Genomic DNA, 17,970 nt, shown 5'->3' with positions numbered 1-17,970 from the left:
GGCCTCTTGATGCCTCCTTATATACCCACCGGACCCGCTGGACTGTTATGGCAGCGGAATGAAATGCGGGGCGGGATGCCGGAATGGGTCATCGTCTCGTGACATCGCCTTAAGATATGAAGGGATCGAAAACATGGCCAAAGTGATTGGTATTGACCTCGGTACAACCAACAGCTGCGTCGCGATCATGGACGGTTCGCAACCGCGCGTGATTGAAAACTCCGAAGGGGCTCGCACCACCCCGTCCATCGTCGCGTTTACCGATGATGAGCGTCTGGTCGGACAGCCGGCAAAGCGCCAGGCAGTCACCAACCCGGAAAACACCGTCTTCGGTGTCAAGCGCCTGATCGGCCGTCGCAATGATGACGCGGATCTCGCCAAGGACCGCAAGAACATGCCGTTCGACGTGATCGACGGCGGCAATGGCGACGCATGGGTGCGCGCCAAGGGCGACAAATACAGCCCCTCCCAGATTTCCGCCTTCATCCTGCAAAAGATGAAGGAAACCGCCGAGAGCTATCTTGGCGAGGAAGTGACGCAGGCGGTCATCACCGTTCCCGCGTACTTCAACGACGCGCAGCGTCAGGCAACCAAGGACGCGGGCAAGATCGCCGGCCTCGAAGTGCTGCGGATCATCAACGAACCGACAGCCGCCGCGCTCGCCTACGGCCTCGACAAGAAAGAATCCCGCACCATCGCGGTCTATGACCTTGGCGGCGGTACGTTCGACGTGACCATCCTCGAAATCGACGATGGCCTCTTTGAGGTCAAATCCACCAACGGCGACACGTTCCTCGGTGGTGAAGATTTCGACATGCGGATCGTCAACTACCTTGCCGACGAGTTCAAGAAGGCGAACGGCGTTGACCTGACCAAGGACAAGATGGCGCTCCAGCGTCTGAAAGAAGCTGCGGAAAAGGCCAAGATCGAACTGTCCTCCTCCAGCCAGACCGAGATCAACCAGCCCTTCATCTCGATGGACGGCAAGACAGGCCAGCCGCTTCACCTCGTGATGAAGCTGACCCGCGCCAAGCTGGAAAGCCTTGTGGGTGACCTTATCAAGGCGTCGATGAAGCCCTGTGCTGCCGCTCTGAAAGATGCCGGTCTCTCGACCTCCGACATCGACGAAGTCGTGTTGGTCGGCGGGATGACCCGCATGCCGCGCGTCGTGGAAGAAGTGACCAAGTTCTTCGGCAAGGAGCCGCACAAGGGTGTGAACCCCGACGAAGTCGTGGCACTTGGCGCGGCCATTCAGGCTGGCGTGCTGCAAGGTGACGTCAAGGACGTTGTCCTGCTCGACGTGACGCCGCTGTCGCTGGGCATCGAAACGCTGGGTGGCGTCTTCACCCGCCTGATCGACCGCAACACGACAATCCCGACCAAGAAGTCGCAGATCTTCTCGACCGCCGAGGACAATCAGAACGCGGTGACGATCCGCGTGTTCCAGGGTGAACGCGAGATGGCAGCCGACAACAAGATGCTCGGTCAGTTCAACCTCGAAGACATCCCGCCCGCACCGCGCGGCATGCCGCAGATCGAGGTGACGTTCGACATCGACGCCAACGGCATCGTGTCCGTGTCCGCCAAGGACAAGGGCACCGGCAAGACGCAGAACATCACCATCCAGGCGTCCGGCGGTCTGTCCGACGAAGATATCGAGAAGATGGTGCAGGACGCCGAGGCAAATGCCGAAGCGGACAAGGAACGCCGCGGGATGGTCGAGGCGCGCAACCAGGCCGAAAGCCTCATCCACTCGACCGAAAAGTCGGTGGAAGAACACGGCGACAAGGTCGACCCGACCACTGTGGAAGCGATCGAACTGGCCATCGCTGCGCTCAAGGATGATCTGGAAGACGAAAAGTCGTCTGCGGAGAAGATCAAGTCCGGCATCCAGAACGTCACCGAAGCGGCGATGAAGCTGGGCGAGGCGATCTACAAGGCCCAGGCCGACGATGGCGACGCTGAACCTGCTGCAGCGGATCGTGGGCGCGGTGATGACGATGACACCATCGTCGATGCCGATTTCGAAGATCTCGACGACAACAAGCGCGCCTGACGCTTGTTGGGCGGAACCGAAATGGGGCCGGTCCGGATACCGGGCCGGCCTCTTGCGTTCCGTAGATGGAGGGCATGATGTCCAAACGTGACTATTACGAAGTGCTCGGCCTCGCCAAAGGCGCTTCTGCAGACGAGATCAAGAAAGCCTATCGCTCAAAGGCGAAAGAGCTTCATCCCGATCGCAATGCGGACAACCCGAAGGCCGAAGACCAGTTCAAGGAAGCGAACGAGGCCTACGAGGTTCTCAAGGACGCGGACAAGAAAGCGGCCTATGATCGCTATGGCCATGCGGCCTTCGAAGGCGGCATGGGCAGCGGTGGCCGTGCCGGTGGCGGCATGGGGCCGGGGCAAGGTGACTTTGCCAGCGCCTTTTCCGACGTGTTCGACGACCTGTTCGGCGATTTCATGGGCGGCCAGCGTGCTGGCGGACGTCAACGCGCGTCGCGCGGGGCCGATCTGCGTTACAACCTGCGGGTGACGCTCGAAGACGCCTATCAGGGCATGCAGAAAACCATCCAGGTGCCGACATCCGTACAATGCGGATCGTGCTCTGGCTCGGGTGCCGAAGGCGGGGCCGAACCCTCCACCTGTCCGACCTGTTCGGGCATGGGCAAGGTCCGCGCGACCCAAGGCTTCTTTACCGTCGAACGCACCTGTCCAACCTGTTCGGGTCTGGGTCAGACGATCAAGAACCCCTGCAAGACCTGCGGCGGGGCAGGGCGCGTTCAGAAGGAGCGCGCGCTGTCGGTCAACATCCCCAAAGGTGTGGAAACCGGCACCCGCATCCGTCTTGCCGGTGAGGGTGAGGCAGGCTTGCGCGGCGGGCCTCCGGGTGATCTCTACATCTTCATCGAAGTCGCCAAACACGAGCTTTTCGAACGTGATGGCGTGCATCTTCACTGCCGCGTGCCGGTCTCCATGATCGTCGCCGCCTTGGGTGGCAACATCGAGGTGCCGACAATCGACGGGGGACGCAGCCGCGTCGCGATCCCCAATGGCAGCCAGTCGGGCCGTCAGATGCGCCTGCGCGCCAAGGGCATGCCCGCCCTGCGCGGTGCCGGTCAAGGCGACATGTTCATCGAACTCGCGGTCGAAACTCCGGTCAACCTGACCAGCAAGCAAAAAGACCTGCTGCGGGAATTCGAAGAACTGAGTGAAGACAACAACCCGGAATCAAAGAGCTTTTTCAAGTCGGTAAAAGGCTTCTGGGATTCCATGAAAGGCTGAACCTGCGGCCCCGCCGAACGCGGGGCCGTTAGCGTTTCCTTAATCCCTCCTGCGCCATGATCTCCGCATGACGCGCTCTCGCTCTCCTCAATTGTCGCTGTTCGAAACCGCTGCGGTTGTCCCTGCGCCACCTGCAAGGCCCAAACCTGTCGCTCCGGCCAAGCCCAAGCAACCGTCCTATATCGGTGGCCACCGCAAACGCCTGCGCTCCCGCTTTCTTGTCGGCGGTGCCGAACCTCTTCCGGATTATGAACTGCTGGAACTCTTCCTCTTCCGCTGTCTCAGGAACGGCGATGTCAAACCTTTGGCGCACCGCCTGATCGACACGTTCGGTGACTTCAACCGCGTCCTGTCCGCCCCCATGGAACGCCTGACCGAGGTCGAGGGCATTGGCCCCGAAATCGCGCTTGATCTCAAATTGATTGAAGCGGCAACCCATCGCATGTCGCAAGGCCGGGTTCTGAAACGCCCGGTGATCTCAAGCTGGAACGCGCTGCTGGATTATTGCCGCGTGACCATGTCCCACCGCGAGACCGAAGTGTTCCGCATCCTGTTTCTCGACCGCAAGAACGTGCTGATCGCCGACGAAATTCAGGGCAAGGGCACGGTCGATCATGTCCCGGTCTATCCCCGAGAGGTGATCAAACGCGCGCTCGATCTCAACGCCTCTGCGCTGATCCTCGTGCACAACCACCCCTCCGGTGACCCGACGCCCTCGACCGCCGATATCGCCATGACCGAAGACATCCTGCGCGCCTGCGAAGTGGTGGGCGTCACGGTGCATGACCACCTGATCATCGGCAAATCGAGGGAGGTCAGTTTCAAATCCGAAGGCTATCTCTGACCCGCGCCTCACCGCACCCACACCTCGACCCGGCGGTTCACCTGCCGTCCCCAACTGCTGTCGTCGCAGGCCATCGGCATCGCCTCTCCAAACGCATCCGTCGACAGCTGCACCTGTGACAGATCCGCGGTCTCGACAGCCGCCTCGATGGCTTGCTTGACCGCTATCGCCCTTTGCTGTGCGATCCGCAGATTGCCCTCTGCCGGACCCTCGCCATCGGAAAACCCGACAAACACCAAACGCCGCCCGTCATAGATCCCGGCCTCGATCGCATGGGCCAGTTGCTGCACGTTCGACCGCGATTGCGCATCCAGCCGCGCCGCGCCTGCCTCGAACCGGAACGATGTGGACAGCCGCCGCAACGGGGTCAGCGTGTCCACCATCCGTTTCAGAGCTGTCAAATCCGCTTCTCCCTCGGCCACGCGAATGGCATTGGCAAATCGGTCGCCCTGCGCGTTGATCGCAATCTCTTCAGGCGCCTGATCCACAAACCCCGCGCGCCGCGTGATGATCTGCGCCGGCCCGGTGCGCGTGTAGGTCAGGAAATCACGTGCCAGCTTGGGCAGGCGCCGCGCCGGAATATACAGGAACATCGGCGCGGTCAGCGGGTAATCCTCGGTCTTGATCGTCAGTCGATTGGCGCGCAACTGAAACCCGCAAGGCCCGGTCAGCGCCAGAGGCTTGCTGTTGCCGATCTCGGAATAGCTTGCCACCCCGATGGCCAGCTGATCGCGGGTCACCGCCTCGGCCAGTGCAGCGTTCGTCGCGTGTCGCGTCACGGTGTCGAGGATGCTCAACCCGGCCTCCCACATCACCCGGTCCTCGATGGCCTGCGCGATTCCGGATTGCACGTCCCGCATATGAACCGAGATCGGCGCATCCGGCCCGCCCAAGGTGCGCCAATTGTCGATCTCGCCCGACAGGATACGCGCCAGATCCAGAACAGACACCGCCGCGACCGGGTTCGTCGGCGACACGATCACCGTCATCGCATCCAGCGCCAGAACGCGGCTGCGGTTCACATCGTCCAACTGTCCCAAGCCCACTTCCGCGGCCAGCGTCAGTTCGCCGGGCCGGATTTCGCGCAGCGCCATCACCAGGTCGGCCTCGTCTGCCAGCAAGTCTGCAAAGCCTTCATCCGTGCTCGACACGCGAAACCGGAACCGGGCAACCGGCGTTTCTCCATCGGGCGCGGAGAGCACGTATTCGAATTGCGTATCGTCTGTCTTGACCCGTTCGGCCTTCAACCCGGACTGAAGGGCAAAGCCTTCGACAAGCGCAGGCATCAGAACCTCGCCCACAGTGGACGACCCTGAGATCTCGAGTTCGGCGACGAAATCGGTCAGGGACGGGCATCCCGGCCCTTCGCACAGCACACCCGATCCATCGACCGTCAATTCGCCGTATTGCGTGTCGACCCGGTAATACTGCCCGTCAAAGCCCAGCAACGTGCCGGACAGCTCAATCGCACCATCGCGCGACCGCAGGGTTACATCATCGGCGTGCACGGACGTGCCGGTCAAAGACAGGAAAAGTGCGGCCCAAAGCGCCGCACGGAGATGTTTCATGAAATGCGCCTTTGAACCGCCCGCCTAGTTGGCGGCGATTGTCAGGTCTTCCACCAGATTCTTCAACAGCAAGAAATCCCCGATGGCATCACAACCGGGCACATCAATGGTCAACTCCTTCGATGTCAGCGTGCCGCCGTTGCGAACCTCCAGCGTCTGCGCCTCCACGCTGCTGTCACAGTTCGACGCGATGATCTCGGTCTCGACGGTCAGCGCCACGGTGCCTGCCGTATCGGTCATGCCGGACGGGAAGGTATAGACCTCGGCCAAAAGCGCGTCGGGCGCGTCCGATGTGCCCAGCGTCGTCAGGAAACCGCCTTGCCCGGTCGCGGCCCGTGCCGGATCACCGACCGCGCCGTGCCAGATATGGCCGTCGGTGAAATATTCCGCGTCGAATTCCCGTGCGTGCAATTGCAGCCCCGCATCGCCGCGCCATTGCAGCACCACGCGGTCATAGAACGGCACCGAGGTCACGTCGGTCATCGCCACCGCACCCGCGCCGTCAAGGAAGGATGCGATCACCAGCGCATGTTCCGTCAGCGCCGGGATATCGACCGACAGGCTGCCATCAGGCTGCACCAGCGAGGTGAACATCAACCCGTTATGGTGCAACGTGACGCGTTCGCTGCCGTGGCAGGGGGCGGTCAGGTCAACCGACATCATCGCACCGGCGATCGGCGTTGCGGTCATGATGACGTCGCAGGCGAACCCCGTGTCCTCGGGGTCTTCGGGGATCGCGACATCCAATGGTTCGACCACGTTTGTCACTGCTGCCGACACGATGTGATCGGGAAGCGCGGCAACCACGGGCATGTCCACGGGAATCAGGTCGCGGGGCGCCGACGAGACCTGCTGCAGGTTCGACACGACCAACGGCTCCTGCGCGACAACGGGCGGCGCCGACGGGGGCAGACCCTGCATGACTGCACCGATCCCGAGGGCGGCGCAGAGCGTGACCGCTGCGATGCGAATTGTGAACTTCCGGTCCATGACAGACACTCCCGATGCACTGACTGCAACGGCGTGTTTGCCAGGAAATTTAGGTCTGCCTAGGGCGGGCGTTGGGTCTCATTGCGTCCGCAATGTGGCAGGACGGCCTCAGGCCAGCCGCCCGTGACAATGCTTGAACTTCTTGCCCGATCCGCAGGGGCAGGGATCATTGCGACCGGGAGTGCCCCAGGTGGTCGGATCGTTCTCGTCGAACCCGTCCACTGCCGCCTCGACGCTGACGTCGGCGCCAGACGCATCTGCATGCTGGGGGGATGCAGACTCTGCTGCCCGGGCCATGGCCGCCTGTTGCGCCGCCATCTGCTGGAGCATCGCTTTCTGCTCTTCCTCGGTCATCGGGCGGACCTTGCCAAGCTGCTTGCTCACGTCTTCCCGCAGGCTGTCCAGCATGGTCTCGAACAGCTGGAACGCTTCGGACTTGTACTCGTTCAGCGGATCACGCTGCGCATAGCCGCGGAAACCGACAACCGACCGAAGGTGTTCAAGCGTCAAGAGATGCTCGCGCCACTTGCTGTCGATGGTCTGAAGCAGAACCTGCTTTTCGATCTGGCGCATCGTGTCCGGGCCAAACGCCTCGGCCTTCTTGGCCATCATCCCGTCGGATGCTTCCTCAAGCCGTTCGCGGATGACCTCGGCGTCCACGCCTTCCTCGTCACCCCATTCGACGACCGGCGCATCGACACCGACCAGCTCTTGCAGGGCGGCCTGCAGCCCCTGGGTGTCCCACTGGTCGGCATAGGTCTTGGGCGGGATGTAGGTGTGGACCAGATCGTCAATCACCTGATGGCGCATGTCGCGCACAATCTCGGCCAGATCCTGCGCTTCCATGATCTCGCGGCGCTGGCTGAAGATCACCTTGCGCTGATCGTTCATCACGTCGTCGAATTTCAGAAGCTGCTTGCGGATGTCGAAGTTGCGCCCCTCGACCTTGGCCTGCGCCCGCTCAAGCGACTTGTTCACCCAAGGGTGAATGATCGCCTCGCCTTCCTTCATGCCCAGCGTCGACAGGACCTTGTCCAGACGCTCGGACCCGAAGATCCGCATCAGGTCATCGTCCAGCGACAGAAAGAACGAGGACCGCCCCGGATCGCCCTGACGCCCGGACCGACCGCGCAACTGGTTGTCGATGCGGCGGCTTTCGTGACGTTCGGTGGCCAGAACGAACAGACCGCCTGCGGTCTTCACGGCCTCTTCATCGGTGGTATGCTCAGCTTCGATCTTCTTGCGGATTGCCTCGGGGTCGCCCTCGGGATCGGCGGCAATCGCTTCCAGGATCTGGAAATCGACATTGCCGCCCAGCTTGATGTCGGTCCCGCGTCCGGCCATGTTGGTGGCAATGGTGATTGCGCCCAGCTTGCCTGCGTCGGCGACGATCTGCGCCTCCTGCTCGTGCTGCCGCGCGTTCAGAACGTTGTGCGTCAGCTCAGCCTTGCTCAGCAACTGGCTCAGCATCTCGGACTTTTCGATCGACGTGGTGCCCACCAGAACCGGTTGACCCTTGGCGTGCGCCTCCTTGATCTCGGTCACGATGGCGTCGTATTTTTCCTGCGCGGTGCGGTACACCCGGTCGTCTTCGTCGATCCGGGCAATCGCGCGGTTGGTCGGCACCTCGACCACACCCAGACCGTAAATCTCGGCGAATTCGGAAGCCTCTGTGGTGGCCGTCCCGGTCATGCCCGATAGCTTTTCATAGAGGCGGAAATAGTTCTGGAACGTTACCGACGCGAGCGTCACGTTCTCGGGTTGGATCTTGGCGTCTTCCTTGGCTTCGATGGCCTGGTGCAGACCGTCGGACAACCGCCGCCCCGCCATCATCCGGCCGGTGAATTCGTCGATCAGAACAACTTCGCCATCCCGGACGATGTAATCCTTGTCTTTCTGGTAAAGCTTGTGCGCCCGCAGACCTTGGTTCACGTGGTGGATCAGCGTCGTGCTTTCCGGATCATAGAGCGACTGATCCTCCGGCAGCAGCCCAATCCCGTGCAGCGTCTGTTCGAGAAACTCGTTGCCCTCGTCGGTGAAGGTGACGTTGCGGGTCTTTTCATCCAGCGTGAAATGCTCTTCGGTCAGCGATGGGATCACCTTGTCGATGGCGACATACAATTCGCTGCGGTCCTGCGCCGGGCCGGAAATGATCAGCGGTGTCCGCGCCTCGTCGATCAGGATCGAATCCACCTCGTCCACGATCGCCATGTAATGATCGCGCTGATACATCTGTTTCAGCTCGGATTTCATGTTGTCGCGCAGGTAATCGAACCCAAGCTCGTTGTTCGTCGCGTAGGTGATATCGCAGCCATAGGCGGCCTGCTTTTCCGCGTCGGGCTGCCGTGGATAGACCACGCCCGTGGTCAGACCCAGTGCGCCATAGACCTTGGCCATCCATTCGCTGTCGCGCTTGGCAAGGTAATCGTTGACCGTCACGATATGCACACCGCGCCCGGTGAGCGCGTTCAGATAGGCCGGAAACGTCGCGACCAGTGTCTTGCCTTCGCCGGTCTTCATTTCGGAAATATTGCCCTGATGCAGGAAGATCCCGCCCATCAGCTGCACGTCAAAGGCCCGCAGACCCAGCGCGCGCTTGGCCGCCTCGCGACAGTTGGCAAACGCCTCGGGCAGCAGCGCATCAAGCGCCTCACCATTCGAATGGCGCGCCTTGAACTCGGCCGTTTTCTCGATCAGCTGCGCATCGTCGAGCTTTTCGAAGTCCGCTTCCAGTGCGTTGATTTTCTCAACCAGCGGGCGGGTCGCCTTGACTTTGCGGTCGTTCGGCGTTCCGAACACCTTGCGCGCGACTTTACCTAATCCCAGCATTCATTCACTTTCAGCTTTGACATCTTCGTGTGCGGCATCTGCTTGCTCGCCTCGCACACAGCCCATATGTCACAGGGGAACGACTGGCTTAGCAGCGCCTTGAGGCGATGTAAGGTCAGGGCAATACACTGTCAATGTCGCCCCCCTTGTGCGGGCGGCTCTGGAAGGAACAAACATGACGAATCTCATCACGAAATTGTCGGCAAGCGCGCTCGCCCTGATGCTGGCGCTGCCGGTTCAGGCGCAGGACACCCTGAGCGCCGACTCGGTGGTGGCGACGATCAACGGCACCGAGATCACGCTGGGCCACATGCTGATGATCCGCGCATCCCTGCCGGACCAGTATCAGCAGCTTCCCGATGAGGTGCTCTGGGACGGCATCCTGGATCAGATCGTGCAGCAGACCGTTCTCAGCCAGCAGGACAGCGGTGAAGAAAGCCGTCGCGTCCAGCTTGCGCTTGAAAACGAACGCCGCGCCCTGATGGCCGCGCAGGTGATCGAAGATATCGTGGACGACGCCGTGACCGACGAGGCGGTGCAGGCGCTCTACGAAGAAACATATCTGCAAGGCGAACCGACCGAGGAATTCAACGCCTCGCATATCCTCGTCGCGACTCAGGAAGAAGCGGCTGCCATCGCCGAAGAGGTGCGCGGCGGTGCCGATTTCGCCACTGTCGCTCAAGAGAAATCGACCGGTCCGTCCGGTCCGAACGGTGGACAGCTTGGCTGGTTCGGTCCCGGCATGATGGTGCCCGAGTTCCAGACAGCCGTCGAAGGCATGGAGATCGGCGCGATTTCCGATCCGGTGCAAACCCAGTTCGGCTGGCATGTGATCAAGCTCAACGAAAAGCGCGTGCAGGCCGCACCTGAACTCGCCTCCGTCCGGGAAGAGCTGGAAGCCACATTGAGCCAGGATGCTGTCAGCCAGAGGATCGACGAACTGACCGCGTCCGCTGACGTCACCCGCACAGCCAAGGAAGAGGTCGATACCTCTGTCCTGAGCAATCTCGGTCTCCTGGAGGAATAAGAATTGGCCAAGATCACATCGGTTTCGCCCCTCGCGCCGGCCAGCTTTCCAACGCTGCCGGTGATCCGGGGCGCGCGCTTTTCCACGGCGGCAGCGGGCGTGAAATATGCCGGTCGAACCGACGTGATGCTGGCCGTTCTCGATCCAGGGAGCTGCGTGGCGGGTGCCTTCACCAAATCCGCCACGCGATCCGCCAACGTGCTGGATTGCCAGTCCAAAATCCGTCTCGAAGACGACGCAGGTGCTGCGATCATTGTCAATTCCGGCAATTCCAACGCCTTCACGGGCCGGGCCGGGGACGAATCGGTACAGGCGATCTGCGCCGAGGTCGCCCGCGTCACCGGCCTTCCTGCGACCCGCGTCTTTACCAGTTCGACCGGCGTGATCGGTGAACGCCTGCCGCATGACCGGATCAAGGCGAAGGTTCAGGAACTCTACGACGGTCTGGACGAGGCAGGTCTGCCCAACGCCGCCAAGGCTATCATGACCACCGACACTTTCCCGAAAGGATCGACCACAACGGTCGATCTGCCGGGCGGCACTGTCACCATCGCAGGCATCGCCAAAGGCTCCGGCATGATCGCGCCCGACATGGCAACCATGCTGGTCTACATCTTCACCGATGCCAAGATCGGGCAATCCGACCTGCAAACGCTGGTCTCCGCGCTCAACGAAAAGACCTTCAACAGCATCACTGTCGACAGCGACACGTCCACGTCCGACACGCTTCTGGTCGCCGCAACAGGCGCATCCGACGTGTCCGTGACCGCAGATGACACCGCCTTCCGCGATGCTCTGCATCACGTCATGCAGGACCTCGCGCATCAGGTGGTGCGCGACGGCGAGGGTGCGACCAAGTTCGTCGAAATCACAGTCACTGGCGCGTTGAACGATGCCGATGCCAAGACCCACGCCATGTCCATCGCCAATTCTCCGCTGGTGAAAACCGCCATCGCGGGCGAGGATCCCAACTGGGGCCGGGTCGTCATGGCCATCGGCAAAAGCGGCGCGCCTGCCGACCGCGATACGCTCAGCATTTCCTTCGGGGATGTCAAAGTCGCCTCGAACGGCTGGGTCGATCCCGGCTACCGGGAAGAGCAGGGTGCGGCGATCATGCAGCAGGAAAACATCTCCATGACCGTCGATCTGGGCATGGGCAGCGGCACGGCCACCGTCTGGACCTGCGATCTGACCCACGGCTACATCTCGATCAACGCCGACTACCGGTCCTGACATGAAGGTGGTTCTGGTCTCGGCCGTAGCGCTCATCGACCCCGATGGGCGCATCCTTCTGGCCCAACGGCCCGAAGGCAAATCCATGGCGGGCCTCTGGGAATTTCCCGGCGGCAAGGTCGAACCGAACGAGACCCCGGAACAGGCGCTGATCCGCGAATTGCAGGAAGAACTGGGCATCGACACATGGCAAAGCTGCCTTGCCCCGCTCACCTTCGCCTCGCACACCTACGAGACGTTCCATCTCCTGATGCCGCTCTTTGCCTGCCGGAAATGGAACGGCACCCCCGAATCGAAAGAGGATCAGGCGCTGAAATGGGTCCGTGCGAATCAGCTCAAGGACTACCCGATGCCTCCGGCAGACGTCCCCCTGATCCCGATTTTGCGCGATTGGCTCTGAAACTGCGCGACTTTGGCGTCAAGGATGCGTGATGCGCATTCTTTTTTCTGGCAAATTTTTTTCAACCAATTATTAATTACCCAGTCAGAACTTGGGGGAGTATTTGACATGCTGAAAACCATCATCATCGGCAGTTGCATGTCTGTGCAGGGAATTCTGGAAAAGACCCTGCCCGACGGGCGTATCTGCGTCCGTGTCGGAAGCCGCATATTCACCGGTTTGCCCGTCTCTTCGACAGCCTGAGTTCTTCCAAAGCGACACAAGAAAAAGGGCAGCGGTGACGCTGCCCTTTTCTGTTTTGGGGGTGACGCGCGCTTAGGCCAGCGCACGTACCACTTCGGTCCGCTCGAAAATCTCGATCACATCGCCTGCGCGAACGTCATCGTAATTCTCGAACGCCATACCGCATTCCTGACCCGACTGAACCTCGGACACTTCGTCCTTGAAGCGCTTGAGCGTCTTGAGCGTGCCTTCGTGGATCACCACGTTGTCGCGTAGCAAACGAACACCGGCGCTGCGACGCGCAATGCCTTCGGTGACCAGACAGCCCGCAACCTTGCCGACGTTGGAGACCTTGAAGACATCCTTGATCGCGGCATACCCGATGAAGGTTTCCTTGATCTCGTTGCTCAGCAGACCCGAGGCCGCCGCTTTCACGTCATCCACAAGATCGTAGATTACGCTGTAATAGCGAATCTCGACGCCCTTCTGGTTGGCGGTGTTCCGCGCCGATGCGTTTGCACGCACGTTGAACCCGAACACCGGTGCACCCGACGCTTCGGCAAGGCCGATATCGGTTTCGGTGATCGCACCCACACCGGAATGCAGAACCCGCACGCGCACTTCGTCGTTGCCGATCTTCTCCATCGCCTGAACGATGGCTTCGGCAGAACCCTGCACATCCGCTTTGACAATGATCGGAAGTTCCGAGACGTTCTCGTCTTGCTTGGCCTTCATCATCAGCTGTTCCAGGGTCGTCGCCGCACCCAGTGCCGCACGCTTTTCCTTGGACACATTGGCACGGTATTCCGCGATCTCGCGCGCCTGCGCTTCGGTCTCGGTCACGTTCAGCACGTCACCCGCTTCGGGTGTGCCGTTCAGGCCCAGAACCTCGACAGGAACCGACGGTCCCGCTTCCTTGATGCGTTCGCCCTTGTCGTTGATCAGCGCACGGACCTTGCCGTACTGCTCGCCCACGACAAAGATATCACCCTGACGCAACGTGCCGTTCTGAACAAGAACCGTCGCCACCGGGCCACGACCCACATCCAGCTGGGCTTCGATCACCGCACCCTGCGCCGCCCGATCCGGGTTCGCCTTGAGTTCGAGGATTTCCGCCTGCAGTGCAATCGCTTCGAGCAGTTCGGGAAGACCCTGACGGGTCACCGCCGACACTTCCACGTCCTGCACGTCACCGGACATCTGCTCCACGACAATCTCGTGCTGCAGCAGGTCGGTGCGTACCTTTGTCGGGTTCGCACTCGGCTTGTCGATCTTGTTGATCGCCACGATTATCGGCACCTTGGCCGCTTTCGCATGCGCAATGGCTTCGATGGTCTGCGGCATCACCGCGTCATCCGCAGCGACCACGAGAACCACGATATCCGTCACCTGGGCACCGCGCGAGCGCATCGACGTGAACGCCGCGTGGCCCGGAGTGTCGAGGAACGACAGAACCGCCCCGTCCTTTGTGATCACCTGGTAGGCACCGATATGCTGTGTGATCCCGCCAGCTTCACCAGAGGTGACGTTGGTTTCGCGGATCGCATCCAGCAGCGATGTTTTGCCGTGGTCGACATGGCCCATGATCGTGATGACCGGCGGACGCGGCTTGAGGTCTTCGGGCTTGTCGCCGATTTCCTTGATGACGTCTTCCACATCGGAATCGGACACGCGTGTGACGCGGTGGCCGAATTCCTCGATGATGAGCTCCGCCGTATCCGCATCGATCGACTGGTTCTGTGTCGCCATGATGCCGCTGTTCATCAACGACTTGACGACATCACCCACGCGCTCTGCCATCCGGTTGGCCAGTTCGGCCACCGTGATCGCTTCGGGAAGCTGCACATCGCGCACAACCTTCTCGCGCGGCTGGTTGCCGCCCATGGCCTTCTGACGCGCACGCTCCTGCTTGCGCTTCATCGCGGCCATGGATTTCTGACGACCGCCTTCGCCACCCAGCGCCTGGTTCAGCGTGAGCTTGCCCGCGCGGCGCTCGGAATCGTCCGCCTTGCGGCGACCGCGGTCTTCGCGTTCGCGGTCCACCTTGCGCGGTGCAGCGGCGGGTGCCGTCTTTGGTCCGGGCGCGGTCTGACGGGCCACCGGCGGTTCCGCGGGACCGGCAGCAGCCTGCTTTGCGGCTTCTGCGGCTTCGCGCGCCTTGCGCTCTTCGTCTTCTGCTTTCTGTCGTGCCTTTTCCTCGGCCTCGCGCTGATCGCGCTCCTTGGCCTCTTTTTCGGCGCGCATCCGGTCGCGCTCTTCGGTGCGGGCTTTCTCCTCGGCCTCGCGCTGCGCCGCCTCTGTGGACTCGCGCGCCTTGGCCGCTTGCAATGCCTTCAGCCGGCGCTCCATCTCGGCGTCGGAAATGCCAGCTGGTCGCTTGGTTCCGGCCATGCTCATTGCCGTCGTTGCTGCACTGCCAGCGGCGGTCTGGGCTGCACCGGGTTTCGGCACCACAACGCGCTTGCGCTTGGTCTCCACCACGACGTTCTTCGTCCGTCCGTGGCTAAAGCTCTGCTTTACGTTCCCTGACCGGGGACCGCCGCGCAAACCCAAAGTCTTTTTGCCGTCGTTATCGCTCATTTAGCTCTTTTTTCCTTCCCAACGGCCCCTGCCGTTGTCTTTGCATCAGACGTTCCGATGCGAAAGCCCTTCAATCTTTGGGCTTCCTCTACAACACGTTGCGTGAGTCCGCCAGCGCCAAGCGCGGCATGTATCACAGTTTGTCGCCCGAAGGCCATTCCAAGCTCATCTGCCGTAAGCCAGCCGATGTAGTGGCCATAATGCGGCGTACTGAGTTTTGATTTACCACGGCTCGAACCGTCTTCCGCCTGCAACAACACTTCGGCGGTTTCCTTGGACAGAGCGTCCTTGACCTTTTCATAGCCGGAAACGGCCGCACCGGATCTGCGGCTCAGACTTACCAGATCGATCACCCGGCGCGCAAGCTGTTGCTCGAGGTCATGAACAAGGGTGTCGGACAGACGCAACTGCGTCTTTGCTGCCCGATGAAACATGTTCTTCTTGATGGCGGTTTCAAGGGCCGCGCGCGTTGCGGTCACCCAGATTCCCCGACCCGGCAGCTTTTCCACCAGGTCGGGCACCAGTTGGTCTTCAGGTCCGACGACGAAACGGATCAGTTCGGCTTTCGGGCGCACCTCTCCGGTCGCAATGCATTTGCGTTCCGGTCCGCTGTCCCGATCCTTGTCTTGGCCACCACGTGTCACGTCTGTCGTTATCCCTTGGTCAATGCAGGTCAGGCCTGCGCGTCCTCGACGGTGTCGATCTCGTCGCCGTCGTCTTCCTCGTCTTCATCAAGCTCGGTCGGATCGACCCAGCCCAGAAGAACCCGTGCAGTCATCACAAGGGTCTGTGCCTCTTCGAGCGACATGTCGAACGGCTCGAGCAGACCTTCATCCTTGTGCCGCTCGCCGTTCTGGGTCGTCCAGCCACCGGCCAGTTCCCAATCCGCGCATGTGGCAAAATCCTCAAGCGTCTTGATGCCGTCCTTGGCCAGCACCTCGATCATCTGCGGCGTCAGGCCTTCGAAGTTGATCAGGCTATCCTCGGCCCCCAGGTCGCGGGCAGTCTCAAGCGCCTTCTTGGCCTGCGCCTCGAGGTTCTCGCGGGCACGGGTCTGAAGCTCCTCGGCAGTGCCCTCATCCACACCGTCGATCACCAGAAGCTCGTCCAATTCGACATAAGCGACCTCTTCCAGCGTGGTGAACCCTTCGGACACCAGAAGCTGTGCAAAGAACTCGTCCAGATCCAGCGTATCCATGAACAGCTGCGTCCGCTCTTCGAATTCCTTCTGACGCCGCCGCGATTCCTCTTCCTCGGTCATGATGTCGATATCAAGCCCGGTGAGCTGCGACGCCAGACGCACGTTCTGGCCGCGACGACCGATCGCCAGCGACAGCTGCTCGTCCGGCACCACAACCTCGATCCGCTCTGCGTCTTCGTCCAGAACCACCTTGCTCACTTCGGCAGGCTGCAACGCGTTCACAAGGAAGGTCGGCACGTCCTCGTTCCACGGGATGATGTCGATCTTCTCGCCCTGAAGCTCGTTCACCACGGCCTGAACCCGGCTGCCGCGCATACCGACGCAGGCACCGACGGGGTCGATGGAACTGTCATAGGAAATCACCGCGATCTTGGCGCGCGACCCCGGATCACGGGCAACCGCCTTGATCTCGATGATGCCGTCATAGATCTCCGGCACTTCCATCTTGAACAGCTCGGCCATGAATTCGGGCGCGGTACGGCTCAGGAAGATCTGCGGACCACGCGTCTCGCGGCGCACATCCTTGATGTAGCAGCGGATACGGTCGCCATTGCGATAGCTCTCGCGCCCGATCTTCTCGTTGCGGCGCAGGATGCCCTCGCCCCGGCCCACATCGACGATGACGTTGCCGTATTCCTCGCGCTTGACGACACCGTTGATGATGGTGCCCGCACGATCCTTGAATTCCTCGAACTGACGGTCGCGCTCGGCTTCGCGCACCTTCTGCAGGATCACCTGCTTGGCAGATTGCGCCGCGATCCGGCCCATTTCCACCGGCGGCACTTCTTCGACGAACGTGTCACCGACCTGTGCCGCGCCTGCGAATTCGGTGAGCGGCTGGCCATCGCGCATCCAGACCGCGTTCTGCGCGGGCTTGGGGGCCATGAAATAGGGCTTCGCGCTCTCGGGTGTGAACTCCGACTGGTAGTTCTCCAGGTCTTCATCCTCGACCACGGTGCGGACGCGGGTGAATCGCGCGCGGCCGGTCTTGCGGTCAATCGACACGCGAATGTCCATCTCGCTGCCATACCGGCTCTTGGCGGCCCGGGCGAGACTCTCTTCCATCGCTTCGACAACCAGACCGGGGTCGATCATCTTTTCGCGCGCCACCGCTTCGGCGGTCTGCAACAGTTCCAACTGGTTGGCGGAGGTGATTGCCATTCGGTTTACTCCTCTTCGGGCCCTTCGGCCTCAATCACGTCGTCAAAGGGTGTCTCGTCAAAGCCTTGGGCCTTTCGCGCCTTCAGCATTTCTCGGATCAGCTCGTCGGTCAGGATAAGCTTGGCATCGGTCAGCCACTCGAACTTGAGCCCTATCGTGGTGACGTCCTCCCCACCTTCCTCGATATTGATCAGAACTTCGTCCCCCTCGACCCCGGCCAGCACGCCCTTGAAGCGCTTGCGCCCGTCGATCAGTTCGGAGGTTTCGATTTTCGCCTCGTAGCCTTCGAAGGTTTCGAAATCCTTGAGCCGCGTCAGCGGCCGGTCGATCCCCGGCGACGACACTTCCAGCGTATAGGTATCGAGGATCGGGTCCTCGACATCCAGCGTCGCACTCACGGCGGTGCTGATTGCCGCACATTCATCAACCTCGATCCCGCCTTCGGGACGTTCGGCCATGATCTGCAACGTGGCCAGCTTGCCGCTCATCAAACGAATGCGCACCAACTCGAACCCCATGTCCTCGATGACAGGGGTAACGATCTCGGCCAAACGTCGGTCCATCGCGGCTTTTGCGATCAGGTCAGACATTGTCGTGTAGATCTCCAGACACAAAAAAACGGGCGCGCGG

At 61.3% G+C, this 17,970-nt stretch carries 14 protein-coding genes; 7 read left to right on the top strand and 7 right to left on the bottom strand.

Annotation, left to right across the window (positions count from 1 at the left end; all coding sequences use genetic code 11):
• Nucleotides 1–133: 133 nt before the first annotated feature.
• The 3 genes from dnaK (at nucleotide 134) to radC (ending at nucleotide 4,129) form a co-directional block, all read left to right on the top strand.
• On the top strand, nucleotides 134–2,056 hold the full coding sequence (dnaK, locus tag IEV82_RS01760) for a molecular chaperone DnaK (RefSeq protein ID WP_188480228.1): 1,923 nt from the start codon (nucleotides 134–136) through the stop codon (nucleotides 2,054–2,056).
• 77 nt (nucleotides 2,057–2,133) lie between these two features.
• Complete coding sequence (gene dnaJ / locus IEV82_RS01755) at nucleotides 2,134–3,285, top strand: molecular chaperone DnaJ (RefSeq protein ID WP_188480227.1); 1,152 nt, start codon at nucleotides 2,134–2,136, stop codon at nucleotides 3,283–3,285.
• A 67-nt stretch (nucleotides 3,286–3,352) separates the two neighbouring features.
• Nucleotides 3,353–4,129 (top strand): RadC family protein, encoded by a 777-nt coding sequence (radC, locus tag IEV82_RS01750; protein ID WP_188480226.1) that lies wholly within the window; start codon nucleotides 3,353–3,355, stop codon nucleotides 4,127–4,129.
• An 8-nt stretch (nucleotides 4,130–4,137) separates the two neighbouring features.
• Here radC and IEV82_RS01745 read toward each other — a convergent pair whose 3' ends face one another.
• From IEV82_RS01745 to secA, 3 genes are all read right to left on the bottom strand, one after another.
• Entirely contained in the window at nucleotides 4,138–5,697 is a 1,560-nt protein-coding gene (locus IEV82_RS01745; protein ID WP_188480225.1) for a substrate-binding domain-containing protein, read from the bottom strand.
• A gap of 24 nt (nucleotides 5,698–5,721) precedes the next feature.
• Nucleotides 5,722–6,687 carry a translocase gene (locus IEV82_RS01740; RefSeq protein ID WP_188480224.1) on the bottom strand — a complete coding sequence of 322 codons (966 nt, stop codon included), beginning with the start codon at nucleotides 6,685–6,687 and terminating at the stop codon, nucleotides 5,722–5,724.
• A gap of 108 nt (nucleotides 6,688–6,795) precedes the next feature.
• The gene (gene secA, locus IEV82_RS01735) at nucleotides 6,796–9,516 is read right to left on the bottom strand and encodes a preprotein translocase subunit SecA (RefSeq protein ID WP_188480223.1); all 2,721 of its coding nucleotides are present in this window, start codon (nucleotides 9,514–9,516) and stop codon (nucleotides 6,796–6,798) included.
• A 175-nt stretch (nucleotides 9,517–9,691) separates the two neighbouring features.
• Between secA and IEV82_RS01730 the strand changes: the two genes are divergently transcribed.
• From IEV82_RS01730 to IEV82_RS01715, 4 genes are read left to right on the top strand one after another with little or no spacing between them, the layout of a single operon-like run.
• Nucleotides 9,692–10,543 (top strand): peptidylprolyl isomerase, encoded by an 852-nt coding sequence (locus tag IEV82_RS01730; RefSeq protein ID WP_188480222.1) that lies wholly within the window; start codon nucleotides 9,692–9,694, stop codon nucleotides 10,541–10,543.
• 3 nt (nucleotides 10,544–10,546) lie between these two features.
• Nucleotides 10,547–11,776, top strand: a complete 1,230-nt coding sequence (gene argJ / locus IEV82_RS01725) for a bifunctional glutamate N-acetyltransferase/amino-acid acetyltransferase ArgJ (RefSeq protein WP_188480221.1) — start codon at nucleotides 10,547–10,549, stop codon at nucleotides 11,774–11,776.
• 1 nt (nucleotide 11,777) lies between these two features.
• A complete protein-coding gene (gene mutT / locus IEV82_RS01720) occupies nucleotides 11,778–12,176 on the top strand; it encodes an 8-oxo-dGTP diphosphatase MutT (protein WP_188480220.1) in 399 nt (132 codons plus the stop codon).
• Between the two features lie 24 nt (nucleotides 12,177–12,200).
• Nucleotides 12,201–12,419: a hypothetical protein gene (locus IEV82_RS01715; RefSeq protein ID WP_188480818.1), complete on the top strand. Its 219-nt coding sequence runs from the start codon at nucleotides 12,201–12,203 to the stop codon at nucleotides 12,417–12,419.
• A gap of 72 nt (nucleotides 12,420–12,491) precedes the next feature.
• On the opposite strand, the gene infB is transcribed toward IEV82_RS01715, so the two are convergent.
• The 4 genes from infB to rimP are packed head-to-tail and all read right to left on the bottom strand — an operon-like array spanning nucleotide 12,492 to nucleotide 17,930.
• Complete coding sequence (infB, locus tag IEV82_RS01710; RefSeq protein WP_188480219.1) at nucleotides 12,492–14,978, bottom strand: translation initiation factor IF-2; 2,487 nt, start codon at nucleotides 14,976–14,978, stop codon at nucleotides 12,492–12,494.
• Nucleotides 14,975–15,622, bottom strand: coding sequence for an RNA-binding protein (locus tag IEV82_RS01705; protein ID WP_188480218.1), 648 nt, complete (start codon nucleotides 15,620–15,622; stop codon nucleotides 14,975–14,977). Before IEV82_RS01705 ends, infB begins: the two co-directional genes overlap by 4 nt.
• 29 nt (nucleotides 15,623–15,651) lie before the next feature.
• Nucleotides 15,652–17,340: a transcription termination factor NusA gene (gene nusA / locus IEV82_RS01700; protein ID WP_188480217.1), complete on the bottom strand. Its 1,689-nt coding sequence runs from the start codon at nucleotides 17,338–17,340 to the stop codon at nucleotides 15,652–15,654.
• Nucleotides 17,341–17,345: 5 nt separating this feature from the next.
• Complete coding sequence (rimP, locus tag IEV82_RS01695) at nucleotides 17,346–17,930, bottom strand: ribosome maturation factor RimP (RefSeq protein WP_188480216.1); 585 nt, start codon at nucleotides 17,928–17,930, stop codon at nucleotides 17,346–17,348.
• Between the last annotated feature and the right edge of the window lie 40 nt (nucleotides 17,931–17,970).

Origin of the sequence: Marivita lacus, from assembly GCF_014637725.1 — a bacterium.
Taxonomy (GTDB): domain Bacteria; phylum Pseudomonadota; class Alphaproteobacteria; order Rhodobacterales; family Rhodobacteraceae; genus Marivita; species Marivita lacus.
Note: the sequence above shows the minus strand (reverse complement) of the source record. Positions and strands in the feature narration are given on the sequence as shown.

Excerpts from the sequence above, each read along its gene's own strand:
- dnaK (WP_188480228.1), top strand. The coding sequence starts at position 134 with ATGGCCAAAGTGATTGGTATTGACCTCGGTACAACCAACAGCTGCGTC.
- dnaJ (WP_188480227.1), top strand. The coding sequence starts at position 2,134 with ATGTCCAAACGTGACTATTACGAAGTGCTCGGCCTCGCCAAAGGCGCT.
- radC (WP_188480226.1), top strand. The coding sequence starts at position 3,353 with ATGACGCGCTCTCGCTCTCCTCAATTGTCGCTGTTCGAAACCGCTGCG.
- IEV82_RS01745 (WP_188480225.1), bottom strand. The coding sequence starts at position 5,697 with ATGAAACATCTCCGTGCGGCGCTTTGGGCCGCACTTTTCCTGTCTTTG.
- IEV82_RS01740 (WP_188480224.1), bottom strand. The coding sequence starts at position 6,687 with ATGGACCGGAAGTTCACAATTCGCATCGCAGCGGTCACGCTCTGCGCC.
- secA (WP_188480223.1), bottom strand. The coding sequence starts at position 9,516 with ATGCTGGGATTAGGTAAAGTCGCGCGCAAGGTGTTCGGAACGCCGAAC.
- IEV82_RS01730 (WP_188480222.1), top strand. The coding sequence starts at position 9,692 with ATGACGAATCTCATCACGAAATTGTCGGCAAGCGCGCTCGCCCTGATG.
- mutT (WP_188480220.1), top strand. The coding sequence starts at position 11,778 with ATGAAGGTGGTTCTGGTCTCGGCCGTAGCGCTCATCGACCCCGATGGG.
- IEV82_RS01715 (WP_188480818.1), top strand. The coding sequence starts at position 12,201 with ATGCGTGATGCGCATTCTTTTTTCTGGCAAATTTTTTTCAACCAATTA.
- infB (WP_188480219.1), bottom strand. The coding sequence starts at position 14,978 with ATGAGCGATAACGACGGCAAAAAGACTTTGGGTTTGCGCGGCGGTCCC.
- nusA (WP_188480217.1), bottom strand. The coding sequence starts at position 17,340 with ATGGCAATCACCTCCGCCAACCAGTTGGAACTGTTGCAGACCGCCGAA.
- rimP (WP_188480216.1), bottom strand. The coding sequence starts at position 17,930 with ATGTCTGACCTGATCGCAAAAGCCGCGATGGACCGACGTTTGGCCGAG.